Below are 23,057 nucleotides of genomic sequence, written 5' to 3' on the forward strand. Positions count from 1 at the left end.
CCAGGTGTCGCATCCGGGCGCTGTCGGTGCTGCGGCCTAGCCTGGGCGGTGATGGCCGAGAACCTGTCGCACCACGCGATCCCGGGACGCCGCTTGCTGGCTGCACCGACCCACGGTGCGCCGGTGCAGCCCAGTTTCGCCGACCTGGGTGTGCCCTTGCACGAGGTGACCTTCGTGGTGGTGGACCTGGAAACCACCGGCGGCTCGCCGTCGTCGTCGGCCATCACCGAGATCGGTGCAGTGAAGGTCCGCGGGGGGCACGTGCTCGGCGAGTTCCAGTCCCTGATCAACCCGGGCGTCCCGATCCCCCCGATGATCACCGTGCTGACGGGCATCACCACCGCGATGGTGATCACGGCCCCACCGGTCACCCAGGTGCTGCCCGCTTTCCTGGAGTTCGCGCACGGCGCGGTCCTGGTGGCCCACAACGCCGGATTCGACGTGGGCTTCCTCAAGGCCGCCAGCCGGTCGATGGATCTGGTCTGGCCCGCTCCGCAGGTGGTCGACACCGTCCGGCTGGCCCGCCGGGTGGTGACCAAGGAGGAGGCGCCCAACCACAAGCTGGCCACACTCGCCGGACTCTTCGGCGCCGCGACGGAGCCGACGCACCGTGCCCTGGACGACGCCCGGGCCACGGTCGATGTGCTGCACGCGCTCCTGGGCCGGATGGCCTCCCTGGGCGTGACACACCTGGAGGATCTGGCCACCGCAGCCGATCCGGTACCCGCGGCGCGACGGCGAAAGGCCCACCTCGCGCAGCACCTGCCCACCGGTCCGGGGGTGTACCAGTTCATCGGACCGAACCGACAGGTGCTCTACATCGGCACCGCGACCAGCCTGCGTCGGCGAGTCCGCACCTACTTCACCGCTGCGGAGAAGCGCGCCCGGATCGGGGAGATGGTCGACCTTGCGGTGGAGGTGGACGTGATCGAATGCGCCACGGCCCTGGAGGCCCAGGTGCGGGAACTGCGACTGATCGCCGAGCACAAACCGCCCTACAACCGTCGATCCCGCGCACCTGAGCGCCAGCCCTGGCTCCGGCTGACCAGCGAGGCCCATCCACGCCTGTCGATCGTGCGCGCCACGCCCACGGCCGGTCCGGCGATCGGGCCGTTCCCCTCCCATTCGGCGGCCCGCCAGGCACAGGAGGCGATCGTGGCGGCGGTGCCGCTACGCACCTGCACCCTGAGATTGCCGTTGACGCCCCCGGCCGGGGCGAGTGCGTGCGTGCAGGCCGAGCTGGGCCGGTGCGTGGCCCCCTGCGCCGAGATCGACACCGGCTATGAGGCGATCACCGAGACTGCCCGGCAGGTGCTCGGTGGCAGCGTGAGTGTGGTGGTGGCCGGCGCGCACCGCACCATCAGCGCCCTGGCCCACCAGCAGCGCTACGAAGAAGCCGCACAGGTGCGGGACCGTCTGTCCGCGTTCCTGCGCGGAGCCGCCCGTACCGAGCGGCTGGCACCCCTGCAGCGCGCCACCGAGATCGTGGCCGCCCGGCGCCCGGGCGGACCGGGGTCGGGGTGGGAGGTCCTGGTGGTCCGGTACGGACGGATGGTCGGATCGGCTCGCAGCCGGCCGGGCGAGGACCCCCGGCCCCTGATCGAGGCGTTGCGCGCCACCGGTGCCGCGGTGCCCGTCCCGGAGGATCTTGGGGGTGCGGCCAGCGCCGAGGAGACCGAACTGCTCGCTGCGTGGCTGGCCCAGGACGGAGTGCGACTGGTGCACTGGCTGGATGCCCACCACCGGCCCGGAGGGTGGTCGATGCCCTTGGCCGGTGCCTCGGCCTATCTGCAGGACCTGGGTGCGGCGGCATTCCGCGATCCGCGCGAGACCGAGCACCGCGCCCTGGGCGTCGGCGTGGCGGATCCGGCATCCCGGTCCGGGATCGAAGCAGGCATGATGGACCTACCCTCGTCACCCCGCACCGCTCTGGAGGAAACATGCTGACCTCGATCGTGATGATCGACACCGAAGCCGACCGGATCCCCGAGGCCGCCGCCGAGGTCGCGGAGATCGAAGGCGTCTCCGAGGTCTATTCCGTCACCGGGGACATCGATCTGATCGCGGTGGTGCGCGTGCGCCGACACGAGGAACTCGCTGGCGTCATCGCGGACCGGATCAGCAAGGTCGCGGGCGTGCGACGCACCCAGACCTACATCGCGTTCCAGACCTACTCCCGCCACGACCTGGAATCGGCCTTCTCCCTGGGCATGCAGGACTGAGCCGGAGCCGCCTGGCACGCCACGGGTGGATCAGGCGGGTCAGGCGTTGGAGGCCCGCACCCAACGCTCCAGGACGCCGGCCGCGGCGGCCTGGTCGATCGACTTCTCGGCCAGGGCCATCCCGGCACGCAGCCGATCGGTGAGGTCTCCGGTGGCGGTGCCCGGCAGATGGGCCGCGGCCACCAGGGTGGCAGCGGCGTTCAGGACGACGGCGTCGCGCACCGCCCCGCGCTTGCCGTGCAGCAGGTCGCGGGCAACCTGGGCGTTGTACGCCGCGTCCGCACCGCGCAGATCCGCCAGAGTGGCCGGGGCCAGACCGAGGTCTCTCGCCGGGTCCAGCCGGTGTTCGGTCACCGCGCCATTCCGGGCCTGCCAGATCACCGCCGGTGCCGTGGGTGAGAGTTCGTCCAGGCCGTCCTCGCTACGGAACACCAGGGCCCGGTCGCCGCGCTCGGCCAGCACCCCGGCGATGACCGGAGCCAGTTCCTTGTGCCCGACGCCGATCGCGGAGGCCTCCGGGCGGGCCGGGTTGGTCAGCGGGCCCAGCACGTTGAAGGCCGTGGGCAGCCCCAACTCCCGGCGAGCCGGAGCGGCGTGCCGGAAGGCGGGGTGGAACACCTGGGCGAACAGGAAGGTGATGCCGGCCTCGCCGGCGATCTCGGCCACCCGGCGCGGCGGCAGGTCCAGGCGCACCCCGAGTGCCTCGAGGACGTCGGCCGATCCCGATGAGGACGTGGCCGCCCGGTTGCCGTGCTTGACCACCCGGGCACCGGCGCCGGCGACCACCAGGGCGGCCATAGTGGAGATATTCACGCTGTGGTGCCGGTCCCCACCGGTGCCCACCACATCCACGCATGGCCCGGGCACCTCGATCGTCACCGCGTGCCGCAGCATCGAGGCGGCGAGCCCCCGGATCTCCGAGACCGACTCCCCCTTGGCGCGCAAGGCCACCAAGAACGCCGCCAACTGCACCGCAGTGGCGTTGCCCCCCATCACCTCATCCATCGCCCACTCGGCCTCAGCCAGCGAGAGGTCCTCGCCGCTGATGAGCCGGGAGATCAGCGCAGGGAAAGTAAAGGCTGCCATCGCCTGGACCGCCGGGCCGGTCAGCCCTGCGTGGCGGTGGCGTGCTCGCGCAGCAGGTCGGCCACCGCCTCCTGCACCACGAACGGGTCCAGGGGGTATCCGACCACGCCCTCGGCTTCGGACCACGAGGCCAACCAGGCGTCCTGCGCCCGGGCGATCAGCAACAGCACGGGGGGGCAGTTGTACACCTCGGACTTGAGGGTGCGGCACAGCCCCATCCCACCGTGTTTGGGCGTCTCGCCGTCCAGCACGAGCAGGTCGAAGTGGCGGTTGTGCACGTACTCCTGGGCAGCCTCGTGGGTGGCCACCTCGGTCCACTCGATCAGCGGTGTGTCGACCGAGGCCCGGCGCCCGATCGCGGTCCGAACCTTGCCGCGCGTGGTGTAGTTGTCGCTGTAGAGCAGGATCTGGGCCCGCGGCTGCGGACCGCTCCGCTGGCTGTCCTGTGCAACGACGGTCATCGAGATCCTCCCGTGGTCGGTGAGCCGAGCAGCGGCCCGTGGTCACTTCTCATCGTAGTGCGTCAGGTCCCGGTGCGCGGGCCCCGGCGACGGCCCGCCGGACCGGGAGATGGTGACGGTTGCCGGGCCCTTCGTCACGACGTTCCCGCAGGTCAGGCGCCGCACGGGCGGATTTCGCGCACAGTCATGCGTAAAGTCCCAATTCGGGGGCGTGTGTGTCGCCACGCAGCTCCCGGCTCGGCCATAATGACAGGGTGTCGTCTGCAACTACCGCTTCCTCCACCACGCATGTGAGCGTGAAGCGTCCCAATGTCGTCGTCATCGGTGTCATCGTCTGGCTTGCCAGCGAGTTGATGTTCTTCGCCGGCCTGTTCGCGATGTACTTCACGCACAGGTCCGTCGCGGGCCCCGAGATGTGGGCCGAGGGCACCGGCTTCCTGGACGTCCCCTACGCACTGACGATCACGATCATCCTGGTGTCGTCCTCGTTCACCTGCCAGTTCGGCGTCTGGGCTGCCGCGGAACATCGCCGCACGCGGACCGGGAAGATCTGGCAGCTCACCAAGTGGGGCATGAACGAGTGGTTGATCATCACCTACGTCCTGGGCGCCGCGTTCATCGCCGGGCAGATCCTGGAGTACGCCACGCTCGTCGACCACGGGCTGACCATGGCCAACTCCAGTTTCGGTTCGGTCTTCTTCATCGCCACCGGCTTCCACGGACTGCACGTGCTCGGCGGGCTGGTGGCCTTCTTGTTCGTGCTGGGTCGCTCCTACGCCGTCAAGCGCTTCACCCAGGCCGAGGAGACGGCCATGCACGCGGTGTCGTACTACTGGCACTTCGTCGACGTCGTCTGGATCGCCCTGTTCATCACCATTTACTTCATCAGGTAGCAACACCTCATCTGGCACTAGAAATACGTCGAAGGAATCACACATCGTGAAGGCACTCGCGGCGAAGAGAAGGCACCGGGCGGCTCCCGTTGTCCTCATGATGCTTGCGCTCGTGGTCATGGGCGGTCTGTTCACCGTCTTCGCTCCACAGGCAGCCGAAGCAGAGGAGGAGATCAACGCCGACGCAGCGAACGGGGAACGGATCTTCATCACCAACTGCGCCACCTGCCACGGCATGGACGCCGAGGGAAGTGACGAAGTCCCCTCGCTGATCGGTGTAGGTGCGGCATCGGTGCACTTCCAGATCGTCACCGGCCGGATGCCGATGGCGGCCAATACCCCGCAGGCGGAGGCCAAGCCCCCGCAGCTGACCGAGCAGCAGGCATTCGACGTGGCGGCCTACATCGCCGCCATGGGTCCGGGCCCGGCGATCCCCAGCCCCAGCCAGGTCGACCCCGAACTCGGCGACGCCCCCAACGGCATGCTGCTGTTCCGCACCAACTGCGCCATGTGTCACAACGCCGTCGGCGCCGGCGGAGCCCTCACCGAGGGCAAGTACGCCCCGGCGCTATGGGAGTCCACCGGGGTGGAGATCTACGAGGCGATGCTGACCGGTCCCCAGTCGATGCCGGTCTTCAACGACGCCACCCTGACGCCGGAGGAGAAGCGCGACATCATCGCCTACCTGTACGCCCAGCGTGAGCCCAACCCCGGGGGCCTGACCCTGGGATCGCTCGGCACGGTGCCCGAGGGTGTCTGGGTCTTCGTCGTCGGGATCGGCGGCCTCATCGGCTTCGCGATCTGGATCGGAGCACGGTCCTCATGAGCATCGAGCAACAGCAGTCGCGCGCCGAGGTCGTGCCGGCTGATCGCGAGTCCGTGCCGGAGAGGTTCGAGAACCCTGGGATCGAGCCGCACCGCCCACGCCTGGGCGATGAGGACCCGGTCGCGGCGAAGCGGTCCGAGTGGCAGGTGGTCCTGATCTTCGGGATCTCGATCCTGGCCACCATCGGCGGCGTCGTCGGGTTCTACGCCTTCCCCGTGGATGAGGGCGTGTCCCTGGGCGGTATCCGCCTCTCGAACCTGAGCCTGGGCCTCGGTCTGGGTGTCGGCATGCTCGGCATCGGCGTCGGTGCGATCCACTGGGCCAAGTCGCTGATGTCGGACGTGGAGCAGAGCGAGCCCCGCGAGGAGCAGCGAAGCGACGAGGAGACCCGCGCGACCATCGCCGGCATGCTGCGCGACGGTGCCCGGGAGTCCAACATCGCCCGCCGGCCCCTGTTGAAGGGCACCCTGGCCGGGGCGGTGCTGTTGGCCCCGCTGACCTTCCTGGTCCCCTTCATCGGTGGTCTGGGGGGTGACTGGAACATCGACCGGTTCCGCCGGACCGCGTGGGCTCCCCGCACGAACGACGCCGGCGGGACCGAGTTCGTCTACCTCGCCCACGACCCCGGTGGCGGCCGAATCCGCGCCGCAGATATCACCGAGGGCTCGATCGTGCACGTGATGCCGTACGAACTCACCGAGAACTACGAGCACTACTTGGACGAGAAGGCCAAGGCCGTGGCGATCCTGGTGCGCGTGGACCCGCGCGAACTCACCGAACCCGAGGATCGTCAGGACTGGTCCTACGAGGGCATCGTGGCCTACTCCAAGATCTGCACGCACGTGGGTTGCCCGGTGGCGTTGTACGAGCGCCAGACCCACCACGTGCTGTGCCCGTGCCACCAGTCAACGTTCGACATCACCGACCAGGCCAAGGTCGTGTTCGGACCGGCGACCCGGCCGCTGCCGCAGTTGCCGATCGCCGTCGACGACGAGGGGTATCTGTACGCGGCCGATGATTTCCCCGAGCCGATCGGCCCGAGTTTCTGGGAGCGTGACCGAGTATGAGCACCACCACCGCCCCCACCGGTGTACCGAAGAAGCCCTCCCGCGCCGCTGCCGCGGGAGACCTGCTGGACAGCCGGGTCGGCGCGGCGAAGATCGGTAAGGGCCTGCTGCGCAAGATCTTCCCCGATCACTGGTCCTTCCTGCTCGGCGAGATCGCGCTGTACAGCTTCATCGTGCTGATCATCTCCGGCGTGTTCCTCACCATGCACTTCGTGCCCTCCATGGCGCACGTGTACTACCCCGAGGATGCGCTCCCGGAGACCATGCAGGGCGTGTACATGTCAGAGGCAATGGCCTCCACGACATACATGTCCTTCCACGTCCGCGGCGGCCTGTTGATGCGCCAGATCCACCACTGGGCGGCGCTGCTGTTCATGGCGGCGATCGTGGTGCACATGCTGCGGGTGTTCTTCACCGGCGCGTTCCGGAAGCCGCGTGAACTGAACTACCTGATCGGGTTCACGCTGCTGATCGTCGGGCTGCTAGCCGGCCTCACCGGATACTCCCTGCCCGACGACGTACTCTCCGGCAACGGGCTGCGCATCCTCGAGGGTGTGGCGCGCAGTATTCCCGTTCTGGGTGCCTACCTCTCCATGATGATCTTCGGCGGGGAGTTCCCGGGTGTGGACATCATCCCGCGCATGTTCACCTTCCACGTGCTCCTGATCCCGGCGCTCATCCTGGCGCTCGTCTCGGTGCACCTGTTCCTGGTGTTCTGGCACAAGCACACCCAGTACCCCGGTCCGGGCCGTACCAACAAGAACGTGGTCGGCTACCCGCTCTTCCCGGTCTACATGGCCAAGGCGGGTGGTTTCTTCTTCATCGTCTTCGGGTTCCTGGCGCTCATGGGCGCCACGATGGGCATCAACGCCGTCTGGAACTACGGCCCGTATGACCCTTCTCTGGTCAATGCGGGCGCTCAACCCGACTGGTACATGCTCTTCCTCGAAGGCGCGTTGCGCCTGATGCCGGGGGTCTGGGAGATCTCTGTCTTCGGATACCTCATCCCGCTGAACATCCTGATACCGGGGGCCATCATTCCCGGTCTGCTGTTCACGTTCTTCGCGCTGTACCCGTTCATCGAACGGTCCGTCACCAAGGACGACAGCGAACACCACGTGCTGGACCGGCCCCGCAACGTCCCGGTGCGAACCGGTCTCGGGGTCGCCTTCATCACCGCCTTCATGGTGTTGAACTTCGCCGGCGCCAACGACCTGATCGCGACACACTTCGACCTCAGTCTGAACACGATCACCCATGTGCTCCGAGTGGCATTCTTCGTCGCCCCGGTGCTCGCCTTCATCATCACCAAACGCATCTGCCTCGCGCTGCAGCGCAACGACCGCAACCTGGTGCTGCACGGTCACGAGACCGGGCAGATCGTCCGGTTCGCCTCCGGTGAGTACATCGAGGTGCACAAGCCACTCGACGAGCACGAGCGCTGGATTCTGGTGGGTCACGAGCCGGGCCGGCCGTTGGAGATCGACCCACCGGAGGACTCCGCCGGAGTACGCCGCCCGGGCTACAACAAGGACCGGTTGCGCCAGCGGATATCCCGGTTCTTCTACGAGGACCGGGTGGAGCCGGTCACGCCGGCCGAACTCGCTGCGGCAAACCGCCACCACGACCACCACGCGGCTGTGGACGCCCACGAGATCGCCACCGAGCAAGGCATCGAGGCAGCCGAGCGCGCCGGACACGAGCGGGACGAAGAAAGCGTCGGCAGTGGCATCACCAGTTCCGGTCCTCCCGGGTCCAGCACGCACGGCTGAAGGCCTCCCCAGCACCCTTCGCGAGCCGCGGCCCGGCGCGCGCTACCCGCGCACCGGGCCGCGGCTTCGAAGTCCCATCGTGGACCCTGTTCCTGCCCGAGCACACGGCAGGCTCAGGCGATACGGTGGAGGAAGGGCCGCGGAACCCGCACTCGGCGGGTGATCCGCAGTCGCCACCAATCGGTGCGGAAGGGCCGCACCGACCACCACCAGGAGGTAATTCATGGCGCAGTACACGCTCCCTGACCTTCCCTACGACTACGCAGCGCTCGAACCGCACATCTCCGGCAAGATCATGGAGTTGCACCACAGCAAGCACCATGCAACCTACGTATCCGGCGCCAACACCGCGCTGGAGAAGATGGCCGAGGCGCGTGAGTCCGGTGACCTAGCCACGGTGAACATGCTGGAGAAGAACCTGGCATTCAACCTCGGGGGCCACATCAACCACACCGTGTTCTGGAACAACCTCTCCCCCGACGGCGGTGGCGAGCCCGAGGGCGAACTGGCCGAGTTCATCAAGGATCAGTTCGGCTCCTTCTCCGGGTTCAAGGACCACTTCACGGCCAACGCCACCGGCATCCAGGGCTCGGGCTGGTCCATCCTGGGCTGGGACGCCCTGGGCCGGCGCGCCCTGATCTTCCAGCTCTTCGACCAACAGGGCAACATCCCCGTGGGGATCACTCCCCTGCTCCAACTCGACATGTGGGAGCACGCCTTCTACCTGGACTACCTCAACGTCAAGGCGGATTACGTCAAGGCGTTCTGGAACATCGTGAACTGGCAGGATGTGGCCGCTCGCCTCGAACGCGCCAAGGCCAACAGCGCCAGCCTGACCGGCTGACCCCGGACCGCCGGCAGCACGTGCGAGCCGGACCCGAGCCCGCACACGAGAAGGCCGCAGACCCTGCCCCCGGAGGGCAGGGTCTGCGGCCTCGTCGTAGATGCCGATGGCCGTCGTATGGTGCCGGGTGGCGCCACGCACCGGCAGCGGGGCGCCGACCTACCGCCTGCTGGTAATCAGTGCGCGTGCGGGCCGCGGCTGAACTCGAATACGTGGCCGATGAGACCCACGACGGCGACGGCAACCCCGAGGCCGAAGACCCACCAGCCGGCCGCCAGGCCGAGGAAGACCAGCGAGACGGCGATACCGAGCACGAACGGCCACCAACTGTACGGCGCGAAGTGGCCGTAGTCGCCGGCCGGGTTGTCCTCGATCGTGGCGCTGGGATTATCCTCGGGGCGCGCATCGATCTTGCGGCTCTGCAGCATCAGGAAGAACCCCACCATCGCCCACATGCCCATCAGCAGGGCCAGGCCGGTGGTGCCGACGGGCTCCCAGTCCGACCAGAGGCCGTAGATGAGGGACACGGGAAGGAAGAACACCGCCAGCGCAATGAACGACCACATCTCCACGCCCATCGGACGGCGGGTGTTGGGCTGGTTCACGGTGGAGCCGCTCGCGTCCCCGGTGTGGGTGTCGGTCATCGGGCGTCCCCTCCTCTGACTGAGGTCTCCGCCGAACTCTCGGCGTCACCGTAGATCTTCTCCAGCACATTCGGATCCGGTTCGATGTGGTCCATCGCGGCAACCTCCGGGTGGTGCAGGTCGAACGCAGGACGCTCGGAGCGGATTCGCGGCAGCGTCACGAAGTTGTGCCGTGGCGGCGGGCTCGAGGTGGCCCATTCGAGCGAGGCGCCGTGGCCCCACGGGTCATCGAGGGTGACCTTCGGGTGCTTGCGCCAAGTCTTGTAGACGTTGTAGAGGAACGGCAGCGTCGACAGCGCCAGCACCACGGCCGAGATCGTCGACAACTGGTTCATCCAGACGAAGTCGGCTTCAGGCAGGTAGTCCGGGATTCGCCGCTGCATACCCATCACACCGAGCCAGTGCTGGATGAGGAAGGTGCCGTGGAATCCGAAGAAGAGCAGCCAGAAGTGGATCTTGCCGAGGCGTTCGTCCAGCATCTTCCCGGTGAACTTGGGCCACCAGAAGTAGAAGCCCGAGAACATCGCGAACACCACGGTGCCGAACACCACGTAATGGAAGTGCGCCACCACGAAGTAGGTGTCGGTGAGGAAGAAGTCCAGCGGCGGGCTGGCCAGGATCACGCCGGTGAGCCCACCGAACAGGAAGGTGGCCAGGAAGCCCAGCGACCAGAGCATCGGCGTCTCGAACGTCAGTTTCCCGCGCCACAGCGTGCCGATCCAGTTGAAGAACTTCACTCCTGTCGGAACCGCGATGAGCATCGTCATCACCGCGAAGAACGGGAGGAGCACCTGCCCGGTGGAGTACATGTGGTGCGCCCACACCGTCACCGACAGTCCCGCGATCGCGAAGGTGGCGAAGACCAGGCCCTTGTAGCCGAAGATCGGCTTCCGGGAAAACACCGGCAGCACCTCGGAGACGATGCCGAAGAAGGGCAGCGCGATGATGTAGACCTCCGGGTGGCCGAAGAACCAGAACATGTGCTGCCACAGCAGTGCACCGCCGTTCTCGGCGGCGAAGACCTGTGACCCGAGGATCCGGTCCGATGCCAGCCCGAACAGCGCAGCCGCGAGCAGCGGGAAGGCCATCAGCACCAGGATCGAGGTGAGCAGCACGTTCCAGGTGAAGATCGGCATCCGGAACATCGTCATACCCGGCGCCCGCATGCACAGGATGGTGGCGATGAAGTTGACTGCACCGAAGATCGTGCCGAATCCGGTCATGATCAGCCCGGTGACCCACAGGTCCGACCCGAGTCCGGGCGAGTAGGTCTCCAGCGACAGCGGCGTGTAGGCGAACCACCCGAAACTGGCTGCACCACGTGGGGTGAGGAACCCGGACACGGCGATCAGTCCGCCGAAGGTGAACAACCAGTAGGAGAACATGTTCAGCCGCGGGAACGCCACGTCCGGGGCGCCGATCTGCAACGGCATGATGGCGTTGGCGAAGCCCGCGAACAGGGGTGTCGCGAACAGCAACAGCATGATCGTGCCGTGCATGGTGAAGTACTGGTTGAACTGTTCGGCGCTGGTCACCACCTGGATGCCCGGCGCGAACAGTTCGGCCCGGATCACCAGGGCCAGCAGGCCCCCGAAGGCGAAAAAGATGAAGGAGGTCACCATGTACAGATTGCCGATGACCTTGTGGTCGGTGGTGGTGATCCACTTGACCACCGAGGTGCCCAGGCTCTGACGGTCCGGGGCGAGTCCCGGCACCACCTCGACGGCATACCCGGTGCTGGTGTCACGTTCGTCGATAGCCATCAGTCATCCTCTCCCTGGCCAGGGGTCCGCTGACCGGACGGAATCGAGATCCGGTCCAGGCTGGAATCCAATTGGCCGGTCTGCCCGGCCTCGCGCAGCGCGGCGATGTGCTCCTCGAACTCCGCTTCGGAGACGACCTCGACGTTGAAGAGCATGTTCGCGTGGAACTCACCGCACAACTCGGCGCACTTGCCGATATAGGTGCCCTCCACGCCGGGGGTGATGTGGAAGACGTTGCGCTCGCCCGGGATCATGTCGAGTTTGTACAGGAAAGCCGGCACCCAGAAGGAGTGCGCGACGTCTCGCGAGAGCACCACGAACTCCACGGTCTGGTCCACCGGAAGCACCAGCGTCGGCACCTCATCCGGAGCGCTCGTCACCACCTCATCCGGGGTGAAGTCGTTGTCCCACGGGTCCCCGGTGTCCCAGACGTCCTCGTCGACGTAGTTGAAGTCGAACGCCCATTGCCTTCCGATCGCTTCGATCTGCAGGTCGTACTCACCGGTCACGTCGGTCTGCTCGTCCTGGATAGCGGCCGTGTAGTAGAACAGCACGCCCACCATCACCAGCGGGACGAAGGTGTAGAGCAACTCCAGCGGCAGGTGGTAGCGCAACTGCACCGGCAGGGTGTTGTCGTGCTTGCGCTTGCGGTACACGATGACGCACCAGATCAGCAGCCCCCAGACAAGCACACCCACCAGGAGGGCCGCGATCCAGGTGTCCACCCAGAACTGCACCAAGGTGTCGGTGTGTTCGGTCATACCTTCAGGGCCGGGCAGCCAGCCACGCTGGACCTGTTCGGTCGAGCAGCCGGCCAGAACGAGCAGGCCGATCAAGCCGAGTACCACCGGCCTGGCTCTGCGTGATGGTGATCTCCGTACAGGAGGGACGGACACGATGCGGACGCCTTCCGATCTCATGGATGAACTGTCCCCAAGCCTATCCCCTCCGCCGGGATGCGAGCACGCCAACTCGCCCCATCCCCACCTGCGAGAACACATCCGAGGTGACATGCTGTCAGGTTCTGACACAGCCCCGGTGGTACGTCGTGTCATCGGCTCCGACCGGGGCCGGTTCAGGCTCCGTGGGTCAGAATGATGTCGGTGAGGATCGCCACACTCGGGGCCCCCTCGCCCTGCGGCATCGTGATCAGCACCCGGGAACCTTCCGGGACGTCCACGAGCAGGTCGGCCCACTGTCCCTGACCGATGCGGGCGACCCACGGAACGTGCTGGGAACCTTCGTGCTCGGGCCAGGTGCTGTCCCGATCCTCGTTCGTCCAGGACACCACCGAGTAGGCGAGTGCCACGGTGTGCCCCGGCGCCAGTACGTCACCATCACCCTCGGCGATGACTTGCACCGTCGCCTCTGGCGGCTCCGGTGCGTCCTCCCGCACGGTCAGCAGGGCCGGCGAGCCGAGCTCGCCGTCGATGGTCACCGGCAGGTCCTCAGGCTCGGCAACCGGCGTGGCATCGGCGGCACCGGCAGCATCAGGCCCGGCGGTGTCGATGACGTCCACCACGAACACGATGGTGTCCTCACCGCCGATCCCGGCACCGGGGTTGCCGGAGGCCCCGTAGCCGAGTTCCGGAGGTATCGAGATCAGCAACCGCGAACCAACGGGGTGGCCGGGGATGCCCCGGGACCAGCCCTGCACCACCGAGGTGAGGGCGAACATGGCCGGGGCACCCCGTTCGAAGGAGGAGTCGAATGGCTCGGCCTGTCCCCACACGTGCCCGGCGTAGTCGGCGAGCACCGGCGCCTCCTCCGCGACCACCTCACCGTCGCCCTCCTCGAGCACCTCCACCTGCAGGCCCGCCGGAGCGCCCGAATCGGGGAACGTCATCTCTGCGGAGGAGCCGAACTCGGCCGACACCTGCGGCAATTCATCGCCGGGCGCACCGGCGTCGTCGTCGGTCTGAGTCGTCCCGGCATCGTCGTCGGAACTCTCCTGCGGTCCCGGATCAGGGTCGCCCGCGCAGCCGGCCAGAAGCACCAGCGCGGCACCGATCGCCGCGGCGCCACGCAGGCCCCGCCGCCACTGCGCGCTCAGTGGAAGGAATCCCCACAGGCGCATGATCCGCCGGCGTTGGGGTTGTCGATAGTGAACCCCTGCTTCTCGATCGTGTCGGCGAAGTCGATGGTCGCCCCGCTCACGTACGGCACGCTCATCTTGTCCACGATCACTTCGACGCCGTCGAAGCCGCGCACGGCGTCTCCGTCGAGGAAGCGCTCGTCGAAGTAGAGTTGGTAGATCAGCCCGGAACAACCACCGGGCTGCACGGCCACCCGCAGGCGGAGGTCGTCACGACCCTCCTGCTCCAGCAGGGCCTTGACCTTGGCCGCTGCAACGTCGGTCAGCAGCACCTCGTGGGTGACATCGTTCTCGGTGGTCTGGCTCATCGTCGTCTCTCCGGCTCGGGGTTGCGCTCGGTCGCCTCGCGACCTCTCCCTCAACTCTAACCCGCACTCGCCCAGATTCCGATCCCGGGTTCTGCGCGATCCGTTTGCTCAGGGTGGTTCGGCACGTGTCCGCTGCGGCCCGGACGCATCCGACGGCGGTGAGCCGCCCTCGAGGCGGGCGACCTCAGGCGGTCGCCCAGTTGCGCATCACCCGGGCTGAACGAGCGCCCAGGGCCTGCACCGGATCGGCCCGGTGGGCAGCCGCGGGCCGGTTTCCGGGTACCAGTGGCTGGTCGATCAGCGGATAGGCGGCGCTGATGCCGACGGTGGCCATCTCCCGGCGGTTGACGTAGACCTCGTGTGCCACTGCTACCACCGGCAGCCCACGTTCGGCCGCCAATGACCCAACCGTGGCCACCACTCCCTCATGCATCGCGTCGGCGTCCAGCGAGGCAGTCCCGGTCAGGACCAGGTCCGCCCCTGCCATCAGATCGCGCAATCCGACCTCCTCGCCGACGACGCCGGCACCGGGCAGCACCCGTGCGCCGAGCAGTCCGAGTGCAAAGGCCGCGCCTCCCCCGGCGCCGGTGTGCGAACTGCTCGGTTCCAGCACCCGCTCATGTCCCGCCAGGACCGGCCGCAGTGGGGTCAGAGCCCGGGCGTGGCCGGCGGCGTCATGAGCGAAGACGGACGTGGCCGATTCGATCTGCTGCGCCTCGAGGGCATTGATGCCGAACCGTTGCAGTCCTGCACCTGCCCCGTGCAGCCCCACCAACGGCGTGTCCGTCGCCGCAGCCACGACCAGATCCACGCCGGCCAGGTGCTCGCGCAACCCGGCGAGTGCAGACCAGGCCGGCGCGTCGGTGCCGGTTCCGAGGCCGGTCAGTTCGGTCAACCTGCGCAACAGGCCGGCACCACCGTCATGGGTGGGGCTGGGGCCCAGTCCTATCACCACCCGGGTGGCGCCCCCGGCCACGGCTGCCTGCAGGAGGTCGGCGAGCCCGTCGCTGGAACCCTCGGTCGCCCGGGTGCGGGCGTCCCCGACGCTGCTCCGGTCACCGTTGAATCCCAGGAGAGCGGCACCGTCGATGTAGGCGGTACCGCCGCCGTCGCCACCCACCTGCAGTACCGCGGCAGGAACCGGCCTGCCGAGCGAACCAGGCACCTCGATCGGGGTGAGTGTTCCGCCACGGGCCGACTGTACGGCGTCGATCAGGCCGGTGCTGCCATCGCTCATCGCGGCCGTGAGAACCTGGTGCCCGCCCCCGTCCCAGGGACGGGCCAGGACCTGCCCGGCCTGGGCAGCGGTCAGGGTGCCACCGAAATGGTCCGGGGCGATCAGCACACGCACCCGGCCATTGTCCCCCACCGCCGGCGTTCTGCGTCACGCCGGGGCCGTCCTGCCACGGATGCCGGCTGTGCGGCGGGCACCGGCGGCGATGCGGCTACCCTGGTGGGGTGTTCGGACGCCAGAAGAATCCCCCGCAGCCTCAGCCCAGCGAACCGGATCCGCCGACGTCGGTGGACGGCCGCAAGGGTCGGCCCACGCCCAAGCGCAAAGACGTCGAGGCCGCCAACCGGCGACCCCTGGTCCCCAACGATCGCGGCGCTGCGCGGCGCAGCCAGCGGGAGAAGTTCGCCAGGGCCCGCCGGGAACAGCAGGAGGCGATGCTCTCCGGCGACGAGGACAAAATGCCCCCGCAGCACCGCGGACCGGCACGCCGGTTCATGCGGGATTACGTCGATGCCCGCTGGTCCCCGGGTGAGTTGTTCCTGCCGGCGGCGATCCTGATCATCCTGGTACTGCTCGCCGGCAACCTGTTCCCCGCCTTCATCGAGGTCATCATCACTGCGATCCTGGTGGCCTACGTCTTCGTGCTGCTGGCGATCATCGATGCGGTGGTTCTGGCGGTGCGGGTGCGGAACAAGGCCCGCGCGAAGTTCGGCGCGGACAGTCTCGGCCGAGGCCCGCTGATGTACGTGGTGTTCCGCGCCTTCTACCTGCGACGCATGCGCCTGCCCCGCCCGGTGGTCAAACGCGGCGAGTTCCCGGTCTGAACCGACCGCTGCCGATGGGGACACGGCTTCCCGGCCGCACCGGTTCGGTACCGACGTGGCCCGGCGGTACGGCGTGGCTCAGCACCGCAGCAGCGACCGGTTCATCCACGCCGCCCAGGTAGGGCCTGCGTAGATGAAGGCGGTGTAGGCCTGGACCACGTCGGCGCCGGCCGCGAGATAGGCGCGCGCGTCGGCCGGTGAACTGATTCCGCCGACGCCGATGATGACCTGCCCGGGGGCGCATCGTCGCCGCAACCTGGCGACCACCTCCAGGCCGCGGGCACGTACCGGTAGTCCGGACATGCCACCGGGGCCGTGGTCGTGATCGATCGTGGTGTTCACCGCCACCACACCATCCAGGCCCAGTTCGGCGGCCAGGTCCGCCACCGCATCGACGTCGTCATCGGCCAGATCCGGGGCGATCTTGACCAGTACCGGTACCGGGCGGGCCGCACCGGCATCGGCGGCCTGTTGCACCGCCGTCAGGATCGGGCGCAACGAACTGATCTGCTGCAGGTCCCGCAGGCCCGGGGTGTTCGGCGACGAGACGTTCACCACGAGGTAGTCGGCGTAGCGGGCGAGCAGGCGCGCGCTGTAGGCGTAGTCGGCAACCGCCTCGGCGGCCGGGGCCAGTTTGGATTTGCCGATATTGACACCCAGCACCACGCGCCGCCCGGCCGCGGTGCGACGCAACCGCTGTAGGCGCTCGGCCACCACGGCGGCGCCGTCATTGTTGAACCCCATCCGGTTCACCAGGGCGGCCCGCTCGGGAACGCGCCACAAGCGCGGACGTTCATTGCCGGGCTGGGGGCGTGCGGTGACGGTGCCGATCTCGACGAACCCGAACCCGAGGGCCGCCAGTCCGGCGACCATGGTGGCGTTCTTGTCGAAACCTGCGGCCAGACCCAGCGGGCCACCGGTGGCCCTGCCGAACAGCGTCGGCGCGGGCTGCGGTACGGAGCCGCCCGCCGTGGGCGCCCGGCGCCGGACGCCATCGGCGGCCGCGGTGCGCAGTGCCCGCCGATTCGCCGAAGCGCCGCTGAGCAGCGACACTGCCGTCCGCGCAGGCCCCAGCCGGCCGGCGAGCCCGATGGCGGTGGCTGCCAGGTGGTGGGCCCGTTCCGGGTCGCTCCTGGTCAGCACGCGGGTGAAGACCGCCCGGTAGGCGGCCGCGGCCGGGCCGGGCGGGCCCGGGCGCGGCAAGGTCCATTCCTGGGGCTCGAGAGCTCGGCCGGACTGCGGATCCGGTGGGCGCGTCGTCATCGGGTCCACCCTCGCACCTGGGCGGTCACTGCGCCGCGACCCGGCCCGGTCGTGACCACCACAGCCAGCTCAGGCCGAGGAAGGGCAGCACTGCGGGGAAATAGCCGTAACCCGCCCCGAATCCGGACCACACGGTTTCCCGTGGGAACAGTCCGGGATCGGTCAGGGTCAGCAACCCCACCACCACCACTCCCACCAGTTCGATCAGCACCGCTAGCCAGCCGACCCGCCGCCACCGCCGGCCGTTGTGCGCCAGTGCGATGGTCGCGACCAGGTAGACCACCGCGGCAAAGGCGGACAGGCCGTAGGCCAGCGGTGCCTCACCGGCGTCCCTGATCAACTGCACTCCCGACCGGGCGGTGGCCGAGATCGCGAAAACGGCGTAGACGACGATCAAGGCGCGCCCGGCGCCGTAGGCGGGTCGGCGGGTGTCCTCAGCCGGGGTCAGTGCCGTGTTCACCCGATCACCCAGATCTGCCAGATCCGCAGTTGCAACACCGCGATCGTGAAGGCCGCCACCACCAGCACCACCGAGGACCAGCGGGATCGGTCCAGCACGGCCCACCACCCGGCGGCCGGCAGCAACACCAGCGCCGTGATCAGGTAGCCCCACAGCAGCACGGTGTCGACCGTGTGCTCCCCCGAACCCAGAGCGATGCCGGTCACCACCATCTGCGCGATGATCGCCAGGACCACCAACGCACTGCCGATCAGTTGGATGAAGATCACCGGACGGTCGCGCAGGCCGCGAATACCCGCCCACCCGGCAAGAACCAGGGAAGCGCCGATGATGCACCATGTCAGGACCAGCACAGGCAGCACAGTAGTCGCTGGTCGGTACCATGACGTACGTGACTGAACTGACGCTGACCTCCAAGAGCCCTGCCCGCCTGCCTGCCGACGCCCTGGTGATCCCGGTGCACGAGGATGGCGGATCCGCCTCCCTGCTGGCCAACCCCGCCCTGGATGACCAGGTGCGCACCGCGCTCGCCGGCACCATCGAACTGCTGGACATCTCCGCGGAGCCGGGCAAGGTGACCCGTGTGCCCGCCCCGGAGCAGCTGGCGGCAACCACCGTGGCGTTCACCGGACTGGGCGAGGTGGATGGGCAGCCCGATGCCGAGCAGATCCGCCGCGCCGCCGGTTCCGCGGTGCGCGAACTGGAGGGTGCCAAGACCATCGCCCTCCTCTTCGGGCTGGACGACGCCGAGTCCACCGGCGCCGTCACCGAGGGGGCCCTGCTCGGGGCCTACCGCTTCACGCGGTACAAGAAGGACGTGCCGACCCCTGCCCAGATCGTGGTGATCTGCGGAGCCGCCAAGCAGAAGGCGGTCAAGGACGCGGTGGAGCGGGCACGGATCCTCGCCCAGGGAGTCAACGCCACCCGGGACCTGGTCAACACCTCCCCGAAGGACCTGTACCCGGAGTCCTTCGCCGAGACCGCCCGCGGCCTCGTCAAGGGCACCAAGGTGGGGATCGACGTGCTGGATGAGAAGGCCTTGCGGGCCGGCGGCTACGGCGGGTTGCTCGGCGTGGGCCAGGGCTCGGACCGCGGGCCCCGGCTGGTCACCCTGACCTACAAGCCGGCCAAGGCCAAGACCCACTACGCCCTGGTCGGCAAGGGCATCACGTTCGACTCCGGCGGTCTGTCGATCAAGCCTGCCAAGGGCATGGAGACCATGAAGTTGGACATGGCCGGCGCCGCCGCCGTGCTGCACACCGTGCTGGCGGCCGCGGAGCTCAAGTTGCCGATCGCCGTGACCGGTTACCTGGCGCTGGCCGAGAACATGCCCTCCGGCACCGCCCAGCGGCCCTCGGACGTGATCGAGATCCGCGGCGGTAAGACCGTGGAGGTGCTCAACACCGACGCCGAGGGCCGGTTGGTGCTGGCCGATGCGCTGGTCGCCGCGACCGAGGCCAAGGCGGACCTGATCGTGGATATCGCCACCCTCACCGGTGCTCAGATGGTGGCCCTGGGCAACCAGGTCGGCGCCGTGATGGGCACGGACGACGCGCGCGAGCAGGTGGTGGCCGCAGCCAACACCAGCGGTGAGCAGTTCTGGCCGATGCCGTTGCCGGGTGAGTTGCGCCCGTCGCTGAAGTCGACGGTGGCCGACCTCGCCAACATCGGGGACCGCTTCGGTGGGATGCTCACCGCCGGGCTGTTCCTGCAGGAGTTCGTCGGCGACACCCCGTGGGCGCACTTGGACATCGCCGGACCGGCCTTCAACGAAGCCTCTCCCCGCCACTACGTTCCCAAGGGCGGCACCGGGGTGGGTGTGCGCACGATGTTGCGCCTGCTCGAGGACGCCGCGAACGCCTGAGCCGGCCCGGGGCGCATCCGATCGGACCGGACCGCCCGGCTCGATTGGGGCGAAGGCCCAACCAGTGCCAAGATGGTGGCACCCCGCGCCATCCGGTACCGCGATCGAGGAGCAGCCCGTGAACGACGAGGAGTCCGTCCCGTACGACCTCATCGTGCTCGGCGCCGGTAGCGGCGGTTACGCAGCGGCTCTGCGCGGAGCCCAACTCGGACTGTCGGTAGCCATGGTGGAGGTCGACCGGGTGGGCGGAACGTGCCTGCACCGCGGCTGCATCCCCACCAAGGCGCTGCTCCAGTCGGCGCACGTGGCCGACGTGGTGCGCCAGGGCGAGGACTTCGGTGTGCTCACGTCGCTCCAGGGGTTGGACATGGCCGTGATGCAGCACCGCAAGCGGACCGTGGTGGACCGGATGCACAAGGGGCTGCAGTCGCTCGTGTCGGCCCGCAGCATCGAGTTCATCCCAGGTCGGGGCATGCTCACCGATGCCAACACCGTGATGGTCAACGACGCGCCCGTGCGGGGCCGCCACGTCGTGCTCGCTACCGGTTCCCGGCCAGCCACCCTGCCCGGGGCCTCCCTGAGCGGACGGGTGCTGAGTTCGGACCAGGCGCTGGAACTGGAGTGGATCCCCAGTTCGGCGATCGTGATCGGCGGCGGGGTGGTGGGTGTCGAGTTCGCCAGTATGTGGCGCTCGCTCGGCACCGAGGTCACGGTGGTGGAGGCCTTGCCCCACCTGCTACCCGGTGAGGACGAAGACCTGAGCAAGGGGCTGCGGCGGGCGTTCAAGAAGCGCGGGATCACCGTCCGGACCGAGGCCCGGGTAGAGCACGTGGACGATCGGGGCGACCAGGTCTCCATCACCTTGGCCGACGGCACCGAGGTCACGGCCGAGGTGCTGCTGGTCAGTGTGGGCCGGACACCGGTGACCGCTCACCTGGGACTGGAGGACGCCGGGGTGGACCTCGTGGACGGTTTCGTCGCCACCGATGAGCGGCTGCGCACCAGCCGCGAAGGGATCTACGCCGTCGGGGACGTGGTGCGCGGCGCGCAACTAGCCCATCGCGCATTCGCCCACGGCATTTTCGTCGCCGAGGAGATCGCGGGTTTGCGCCCCGAGCCGGTCGCGGATGACACCATTCCCCGGGTGACCTATTCCGACCCCGAGGTTGCCGCCGTCGGCCTGACCGAGACACAGGCCCGGCAGGAGCACGGCGAGGAGTCGGTGCAGACCGGTGAGTTCAACCTCGCCGGCAACGCACGCAGCCAGATCCAGGGCGTACAGGGGCTGGTCAAACTGGTGCGGGTGAACGATGGACCGATCGTGGGCGCCCATCTGATCGGTCAAGGTGTGGGCGAACTCATCGGTGAAGCGCAGTTGATGGTGGGCTGGCAGGCATACCCTGAGGACGTGGCACCGCTCATTCACGCTCACCCCACACAGAACGAATCGCTCGGCGAGGCGGCGCTGGCTCTGGCCGGTCAACCCTTGCACTCGAATCACTGACCCGACGAAGGAGACTGAGAAGGTCATGTCCGAATCCGTGCAGATGCCCGCTCTGGGCGAGAGCGTTACCGAAGGCACTGTCACTCAGTGGCTGAAGTCCGTCGGTGATGAAGTTGAGGTGGACGAGCCCTTGCTGGAGGTCTCCACCGACAAGGTCGACACCGAGATCCCCTCGCCCGTGGCCGGAGTGCTGGAGAAGATCCTGGTCGAGGAGGACGAAACCGTCGAGGTGGGGGCCGAACTGGCCGTCATCGGCAGCGGTGAGGGTGCCTCCGGCGGCGACGACGCCGAGGAGGGCGCCTCCGACGACGCGGGTGCCTCCGAGGAGGAGAGTCCGGCCGACGCCGGGTCCGAGGAGGATGAGGCCCCCGCCGTCGAGGAAGAGCCCGAGCCGGAGCCCGAGCCGGAAGCCGACGACGAGGGTGGTGAGTCCGACTCCGCCCCGAAGTCGCAGGACTCCGGTGGCGGCGGTGAGCGCACCGCAGTCAACCTGCCCGAACTGGGCGAAAGCGTCACCGAGGGCACCGTCACCCAGTGGCTGAAGTCCGTGGGCGATGAGGTCGAGGTGGACGAGCCGCTGCTGGAGATCTCCACAGACAAGGTCGACACCGAGATCCCCTCGCCCGTGGCCGGCACCCTGCTGGAGATCGTGGCCGAGGAGGACGAGACCGTCGAGGTGGGCGCTGCACTGGCCTACGTCGGCTCCGGTGACGCCGGCAGCGGCACCGGGGCCGAGGCGCCCAGTGAGAGCGCGGAGCAGCCCAGCGAGCCCGAGCAGGACGAGAAGCCCAGCCAGCCCGAGCAGGAGGTGGACGCCTCCGGGGGTTCCGACGCCGCGGAGGCCGAGGGTGAGCAAACACCGGAGACCGGTCAGGCCCAGATCCCGGAGGACGTCGAACCCGAGCCGGAGAAGTCCGAACCAGCCAAGTCCGAGCCGGCGCCCACGCAGGAGGAGGCTCCCACGGCGGACTCGGGCGATGAGCCGGTCGCCTACGTGACCCCGCTCGTGCGCAAACTCGCTGCCGACAAGGGCGTGGACCTGGCGGACGTGAGCGGCAGCGGCGTCGGTGGGCGCATCCGCAAGCAGGACGTGCTCGACGCCGCCGAGGCGGCGGCCAAGGCCGCCCAGGCCAAGGAAGAGGAGCCGAAGGAGGCCCCGGCGCAGAAGAAGGCCGAGCCGAGTGCGGCCGGGGAGGTCTCGCCGCTGCGCGGCACGCGGGAGAAGATGTCCCGGTTGCGCAAGATCGTGGCCAAGCGGATGGTGGAGTCCCTGCAGGTCTCAGCCCAGCTCACCACCGTGGTGGAGGTGGATGTCACCAGGGTGTCGCGACTTCGGGACAAGGCGAAGGCGGAGTTCCAACGCCGCGAGGGCGTCAAACTCACCTACCTGCCGTTCTTCACGCTCGCGGCGACCGAGGCGCTCAAGACCTACCCGAACCTGAACGCCTCGATCGAGGGTGAGGAGATCGTCTACCACGGCGCCGAGAACGTGGGTATCGCGGTGGACACCGAGCGTGGCCTGGTGGTGCCGGTGGTCAAGGACGCCGGTGACCTTAACATCGCCGGGATCGCGCGCAGCATCGCGGATCTGGCAGACCGGACCCGGGCGAACAAGATCACCCCGGACGAGTTGTCCGGCGGGACCTTCACCATCACCAACACCGGGTCCGGTGGTGCGCTGTTCGACACCCCGATCCTGCTGCAGCCGCAGGTGGGCATCATGGGCATCGGCACGATCGTCAAGCGCCCCGTCGTGGACGTGATCGACGGTGCCGAGGTGATCGCGGTGCGGTCAATGGTCTACCTGTCGCTGTCCTACGACCACCGGCTGGTCGATGGCGCCGACGCCGGGCGCTTCCTGACCGCCGTGAAGAACCGGTTGGAGGAGGGCGCGTTCGAGGCCGCTCTCGGTCTCTGACCGCCCAAC

Annotated in this window: 22 protein-coding genes; 11 read left to right on the forward strand and 11 right to left on the reverse strand. The window is 68.4% G+C overall.

Annotated features, from left to right (window positions below):
- The first annotated feature begins 51 nt into the window (after positions 1 to 51).
- A complete protein-coding gene (locus ACO0LU_RS09640) occupies positions 52 to 1,947 on the forward strand; it encodes a DEDD exonuclease domain-containing protein (protein ID WP_424791146.1) in 1,896 nt (631 codons plus the stop codon).
- On the forward strand, positions 1,941 to 2,222 hold the full coding sequence (locus ACO0LU_RS09645) for an Lrp/AsnC ligand binding domain-containing protein (protein WP_424786068.1): 282 nt from the start codon (positions 1,941 to 1,943) through the stop codon (positions 2,220 to 2,222). The genes ACO0LU_RS09640 and ACO0LU_RS09645 overlap by 7 nt, the downstream gene beginning before the upstream one ends.
- Before the next feature lie 39 nt (positions 2,223 to 2,261).
- On the opposite strand, the gene trpD is transcribed toward ACO0LU_RS09645, so the two are convergent.
- Both trpD and ACO0LU_RS09655 read right to left on the reverse strand, forming a co-directional pair.
- On the reverse strand, positions 2,262 to 3,332 hold the full coding sequence (gene trpD, locus ACO0LU_RS09650; protein WP_424791221.1) for an anthranilate phosphoribosyltransferase: 1,071 nt from the start codon (positions 3,330 to 3,332) through the stop codon (positions 2,262 to 2,264).
- Complete coding sequence (locus ACO0LU_RS09655) at positions 3,329 to 3,769, reverse strand: hypothetical protein (protein WP_424786069.1); 441 nt, start codon at positions 3,767 to 3,769, stop codon at positions 3,329 to 3,331. The genes trpD and ACO0LU_RS09655 overlap by 4 nt, the downstream gene beginning before the upstream one ends.
- A 254-nt stretch (positions 3,770 to 4,023) precedes the next feature.
- Between ACO0LU_RS09655 and ACO0LU_RS09660 the strand changes: the two genes are divergently transcribed.
- The 5 genes from ACO0LU_RS09660 (at position 4,024) to ACO0LU_RS09680 (ending at position 9,171) form a co-directional block, all read left to right on the forward strand.
- Positions 4,024 to 4,662 (forward strand): cytochrome c oxidase subunit 3, encoded by a 639-nt coding sequence (locus tag ACO0LU_RS09660; RefSeq protein ID WP_424786070.1) that lies wholly within the window; start codon positions 4,024 to 4,026, stop codon positions 4,660 to 4,662.
- Positions 4,663 to 4,708: 46 nt separating this feature from the next.
- On the forward strand, positions 4,709 to 5,488 hold the full coding sequence (locus tag ACO0LU_RS09665) for a c-type cytochrome (protein WP_424786071.1): 780 nt from the start codon (positions 4,709 to 4,711) through the stop codon (positions 5,486 to 5,488).
- The gene (locus tag ACO0LU_RS09670; protein ID WP_424791147.1) at positions 5,485 to 6,555 is read left to right on the forward strand and encodes a Rieske 2Fe-2S domain-containing protein; all 1,071 of its coding nucleotides are present in this window, start codon (positions 5,485 to 5,487) and stop codon (positions 6,553 to 6,555) included. Before ACO0LU_RS09665 ends, ACO0LU_RS09670 begins: the two co-directional genes overlap by 4 nt.
- Positions 6,552 to 8,327, forward strand: a complete 1,776-nt coding sequence (locus ACO0LU_RS09675; protein WP_424791148.1) for a cytochrome b — start codon at positions 6,552 to 6,554, stop codon at positions 8,325 to 8,327. The genes ACO0LU_RS09670 and ACO0LU_RS09675 overlap by 4 nt, the downstream gene beginning before the upstream one ends.
- A gap of 223 nt (positions 8,328 to 8,550) precedes the next feature.
- Positions 8,551 to 9,171 carry a superoxide dismutase gene (locus tag ACO0LU_RS09680; RefSeq protein ID WP_424791149.1) on the forward strand — a complete coding sequence of 207 codons (621 nt, stop codon included), beginning with the start codon at positions 8,551 to 8,553 and terminating at the stop codon, positions 9,169 to 9,171.
- A gap of 176 nt (positions 9,172 to 9,347) precedes the next feature.
- Here ACO0LU_RS09680 and ACO0LU_RS09685 read toward each other — a convergent pair whose 3' ends face one another.
- The 6 genes from ACO0LU_RS09685 to ACO0LU_RS09710 form a co-directional block, all read right to left on the reverse strand.
- On the reverse strand, positions 9,348 to 9,815 hold the full coding sequence (locus tag ACO0LU_RS09685; protein ID WP_424791150.1) for a cytochrome c oxidase subunit 4: 468 nt from the start codon (positions 9,813 to 9,815) through the stop codon (positions 9,348 to 9,350).
- A complete protein-coding gene (ctaD, locus tag ACO0LU_RS09690; RefSeq protein WP_424791151.1) occupies positions 9,812 to 11,578 on the reverse strand; it encodes a cytochrome c oxidase subunit I in 1,767 nt (588 codons plus the stop codon). The genes ACO0LU_RS09685 and ctaD overlap by 4 nt, the downstream gene beginning before the upstream one ends.
- Entirely contained in the window at positions 11,578 to 12,339 is a 762-nt protein-coding gene (gene coxB / locus ACO0LU_RS09695; RefSeq protein WP_424791152.1) for a cytochrome c oxidase subunit II, read from the reverse strand. Before coxB ends, ctaD begins: the two co-directional genes overlap by 1 nt.
- Positions 12,340 to 12,653: 314 nt before the next feature.
- Positions 12,654 to 13,655 (reverse strand): FKBP-type peptidyl-prolyl cis-trans isomerase, encoded by a 1,002-nt coding sequence (locus ACO0LU_RS09700; RefSeq protein WP_424791153.1) that lies wholly within the window; start codon positions 13,653 to 13,655, stop codon positions 12,654 to 12,656.
- The gene (locus ACO0LU_RS09705) at positions 13,628 to 13,981 is read right to left on the reverse strand and encodes a HesB/IscA family protein (protein WP_424791154.1); all 354 of its coding nucleotides are present in this window, start codon (positions 13,979 to 13,981) and stop codon (positions 13,628 to 13,630) included. The genes ACO0LU_RS09700 and ACO0LU_RS09705 overlap by 28 nt, the downstream gene beginning before the upstream one ends.
- Positions 13,982 to 14,165: 184 nt before the next feature.
- Positions 14,166 to 15,332 (reverse strand): glycerate kinase, encoded by a 1,167-nt coding sequence (locus ACO0LU_RS09710; protein WP_424791155.1) that lies wholly within the window; start codon positions 15,330 to 15,332, stop codon positions 14,166 to 14,168.
- 107 nt (positions 15,333 to 15,439) lie between these two features.
- Here ACO0LU_RS09710 and ACO0LU_RS09715 point away from each other — a divergent pair, with 107 nt between their 5' ends.
- Positions 15,440 to 16,039: a DUF3043 domain-containing protein gene (locus tag ACO0LU_RS09715; RefSeq protein WP_424791156.1), complete on the forward strand. Its 600-nt coding sequence runs from the start codon at positions 15,440 to 15,442 to the stop codon at positions 16,037 to 16,039.
- Positions 16,040 to 16,117: 78 nt separating this feature from the next.
- On the opposite strand, the gene ACO0LU_RS09720 is transcribed toward ACO0LU_RS09715, so the two are convergent.
- From ACO0LU_RS09720 to ACO0LU_RS09730, 3 genes are read right to left on the reverse strand one after another with little or no spacing between them, the layout of a single operon-like run.
- Positions 16,118 to 17,302, reverse strand: a complete 1,185-nt coding sequence (locus ACO0LU_RS09720; RefSeq protein WP_424791157.1) for a quinone-dependent dihydroorotate dehydrogenase — start codon at positions 17,300 to 17,302, stop codon at positions 16,118 to 16,120.
- Between the two features lie 25 nt (positions 17,303 to 17,327).
- Complete coding sequence (locus ACO0LU_RS09725) at positions 17,328 to 17,762, reverse strand: hypothetical protein (protein WP_424791158.1); 435 nt, start codon at positions 17,760 to 17,762, stop codon at positions 17,328 to 17,330.
- The gene (locus ACO0LU_RS09730) at positions 17,759 to 18,115 is read right to left on the reverse strand and encodes a hypothetical protein (RefSeq protein ID WP_424791159.1); all 357 of its coding nucleotides are present in this window, start codon (positions 18,113 to 18,115) and stop codon (positions 17,759 to 17,761) included. Before ACO0LU_RS09730 ends, ACO0LU_RS09725 begins: the two co-directional genes overlap by 4 nt.
- 29 nt (positions 18,116 to 18,144) lie before the next feature.
- Here ACO0LU_RS09730 and ACO0LU_RS09735 point away from each other — a divergent pair, with 29 nt between their 5' ends.
- The 3 genes from ACO0LU_RS09735 (at position 18,145) to sucB (ending at position 23,048) form a co-directional block, all read left to right on the forward strand.
- Positions 18,145 to 19,626, forward strand: a complete 1,482-nt coding sequence (locus ACO0LU_RS09735; RefSeq protein ID WP_424791160.1) for a leucyl aminopeptidase — start codon at positions 18,145 to 18,147, stop codon at positions 19,624 to 19,626.
- Positions 19,627 to 19,744: 118 nt separating this feature from the next.
- Positions 19,745 to 21,130, forward strand: a complete 1,386-nt coding sequence (lpdA, locus tag ACO0LU_RS09740) for a dihydrolipoyl dehydrogenase (RefSeq protein ID WP_424791161.1) — start codon at positions 19,745 to 19,747, stop codon at positions 21,128 to 21,130.
- A 25-nt stretch (positions 21,131 to 21,155) separates the two neighbouring features.
- A complete protein-coding gene (gene sucB / locus ACO0LU_RS09745; protein ID WP_424791162.1) occupies positions 21,156 to 23,048 on the forward strand; it encodes a 2-oxoglutarate dehydrogenase, E2 component, dihydrolipoamide succinyltransferase in 1,893 nt (630 codons plus the stop codon).
- Positions 23,049 to 23,057: the final 9 nt, after the last annotated feature.

Origin of the sequence: Pseudactinotalea sp. Z1748 (genome assembly GCF_049725185.1) — a bacterium.
Taxonomy (GTDB): Bacteria; Actinomycetota; Actinomycetes; order Actinomycetales; family Beutenbergiaceae; genus CALKWS01.